This window comes from Coprococcus sp. RTP31081st1_H1_RTP31081_211007 (assembly GCF_040227275.1).
Lineage (GTDB): Bacteria > Bacillota > Clostridia > Lachnospirales > Lachnospiraceae > Coprococcus > Coprococcus aceti.
Window position 1 is genome coordinate 1 of sequence record NZ_JBEHVP010000017.1, and the last position, 2,578, is coordinate 2,578.

The 2,578-nt window shown below is 35.1% G+C and carries 4 protein-coding genes; all 4 read right to left on the reverse strand.

Annotation, left to right across the window (positions count from 1 at the left end; genetic code table 11):
* Positions 1 to 379 precede the first annotated feature (379 nt).
* A complete protein-coding gene (locus ABUA31_RS14275; protein WP_055148064.1) occupies positions 380 to 697 on the reverse strand; it encodes a hypothetical protein in 318 nt (105 codons plus the stop codon).
* A 15-nt stretch (positions 698 to 712) separates the two neighbouring features.
* Positions 713 to 1,375: a hypothetical protein gene (locus tag ABUA31_RS14280; RefSeq protein WP_133300893.1), complete on the reverse strand. Its 663-nt coding sequence runs from the start codon at positions 1,373 to 1,375 to the stop codon at positions 713 to 715.
* A gap of 256 nt (positions 1,376 to 1,631) precedes the next feature.
* Positions 1,632 to 2,045, reverse strand: a complete 414-nt coding sequence (locus tag ABUA31_RS14285; RefSeq protein WP_055148057.1) for an Imm63 family immunity protein — start codon at positions 2,043 to 2,045, stop codon at positions 1,632 to 1,634.
* A 20-nt stretch (positions 2,046 to 2,065) separates the two neighbouring features.
* Positions 2,066 to 2,578 (reverse strand): glycohydrolase toxin TNT-related protein (locus ABUA31_RS14290; protein ID WP_161172303.1); only part of this gene is annotated, 513 nt, incomplete at its 5' end.

A 2,578-nucleotide genomic window follows, 5' to 3' on the forward strand; every position in this document is an offset into this window, starting at 1 on the left:
AAACCTGTGCATTCTCATTATATTGAACATCAAATTCTTGATTTATTTCCGGCATAATCAACCTGGACTTAATCATGAACTCCTCCTTTACGGATGGAGCATCTTCAATAGAAAAACTGCATCTGAATCAAGATTTCTGATTTGATGTTTTCTTGAGCCAGATGAGCACTTTCTCTTTGTGAGATGACCAAAAGGCAGACTCTGGGCACGATATTCGAAAGAAGTAGACTGATATCAGCAGTCTGGAAAAGAATTTGAAAATTAACATAGAAAAAACGCATTATCTCCATAGCACCAAGTGCCATGAAAACAATGCGTCCTAAATTTTAAAGAAAAAATATTCAGTTGTGATTTCGGATGTTCTTATACGAAGTCATTATTAAATATAGTCTTTCATAATGTTCCAAACCCTTTTTACTTCGTCATTATATTTCTCATTCAACTGATTTCTTAATTGAACATCTGCATCATAAATAATGAAATCGCTTAACCCGCCTCTCGAAGCAAACAGTTTACTATAGCTTTCTATCAAGTATTTCATTTTTTCACCATTGCTCTCATCCGAGTCAATACAATTAACTTGTCCCATAAGAATTCTTAATATCCCGTTATATTGTCCATATCCATATTTTTGTACCATTTTGCCAATCTCTATATACGCCTCTCGCAACTGCAAAAACTCTTCATTTCTTATCATTCTTCTATCTCCAATCTATTGTAACGGTGTTTTTCCTACAACTTCAAAAGTCCATGGTGCATCTATATAGGTTTGCATAACATTATATCCTCCCACGTATACTCCACCTTGCGGTCCGACTGATCCTGTATAAATAGTAGTACCCTTTGGTACTTTAATCGCATATACATTATCTATATAAGAGCTTGCCTCATACGCACCAGTTTTCGGGTCTATCCAATGAGTCTTTACCGCTGCGTCAATTCTTACATTAGTAACAGAAGCAGGTGGCTCACTCGTAAACCATCTTCCATACGGATTTTGAGCATTACCTGCTCGATACATTATTCTATCTTCCTGTAATACTTCCATATTGTATCTGCCACCATAGAAATTCTTTGCAGGTTGATTAGGCATTTCTGCTAACGGTCCTGGATTTTCAATCATATTATATTGATAATTAGCTATATCACCTGACCAATATATAACAGTTGTACTACCACTCTCTACAACTTCTGCAACATCATCTAGCTTATTCACTTCTACATTACTTAAAGCTTTTTCACCTAAGGCAATGTCATCTGAGTTCTTGAATATCGTTGTATGGCTTAGTTCTTCAATATCCGTCTTTCTCGCTACATCTCCGATTTCTGATACGGAACTGTTCGCTGGGTTTCCTGATATAACTTCTTCTACCATATTGCTTCCCAACATTGCCAATATATGGCTGTCTGTACTTTGATAGATTGCATCACAAACTTTATCTTCTGCTACATTCCCAATCAATATCCTTCCAGCATCTACGGCGATAGTTTATAAATCCGTGAACTTCACGGATTCAGGTAAATGACAAAAAGCTATTATTAATCTCTGTATGTCATTCACTTCGTGAACAGACAGAGATTAAAATAGCTTTTTGAGTTAAGGGTTTTGGAGTCCTAAAGTATAACCATAATTAAATATCATTATACGGATTTTTTTCAAGTATTTCATTAATCTCTTCATCTTTCCTTTTTAAAAAATCCTCACCAAATAAAGCAAATATTTTTTTTTCTTTCTCAAAGAGTGGTCTTCGGAAATCTTTTCCTTTCTCTTGATTATTCATGGCATACTTCATAGTAATATTTGTTGATAATATATTTAAAGCATACCACAATACTTCTCGTTCGTCATTTACAACTATATCACTTCTTATCTTCCCCTTTTCTGCATAAAGAATATGATAATTTGAATTTGTACTAAAAATGTATGTTCCCTCAGCACTATTATCATCCCCTTTTTCGAAAAAAACATTACTGTATGAAATCTCATCTAGTTTATCATTAATTTCACTCATAATATATTTTTGCAGTTCATTTGTTGTTAACATAGTTTTTCACCTCTCTCTATTTATTTTGGCACTATATAGCCTTCTCTAATTAATTGTAAAATCGGCATTGGCAATTCATATTGTAATCCTCCACCTGCAGAACCTCCCCATGCTGCAATCTCTGCTTGGATAGTGTTTGGTATTTCCTTTATAACCCTAAATTCCTGATAAATATTAGGGTCAGTAGTTGGTGGCAATGCTAATTTATCTGCATTTGCACCTGTTTGTGTTACAAAGTTACTCTTATTCCCAATATTTCCATACCGCCCAAATGTATCTCCTGGTTTTAACGACATATTTACTTCTGTTCCTGGTACAGCTCCGTTATTTGGTGGATAATTTATTGTACCATCTGCTTTATACCAACTTGTTTCACTTCCACCCTCACAAATAATACTACTTTCAGACTCCACCCGTCCTTTGCTAGTAGACATAACCTTATTCTTTCCATCTGCCTTTGACGATGACTTTCCACCCTCAAAAACTGACCGCAAAACAAATGATGTTATTGCACACTCTGCCCAGGTCTTGGC

Coding starts and splice junctions, on each gene's coding strand:
- ABUA31_RS14285 (WP_055148057.1), bottom strand. CDS start 2,045: ATGTTAACAACAAATGAACTGCAAAAATATATTATGAGTGAAATTAAT.
- ABUA31_RS14280 (WP_133300893.1), bottom strand. CDS start 1,375: ATGGTAGAAGAAGTTATATCAGGAAACCCAGCGAACAGTTCCGTATCA.
- ABUA31_RS14275 (WP_055148064.1), bottom strand. CDS start 697: ATGATAAGAAATGAAGAGTTTTTGCAGTTGCGAGAGGCGTATATAGAG.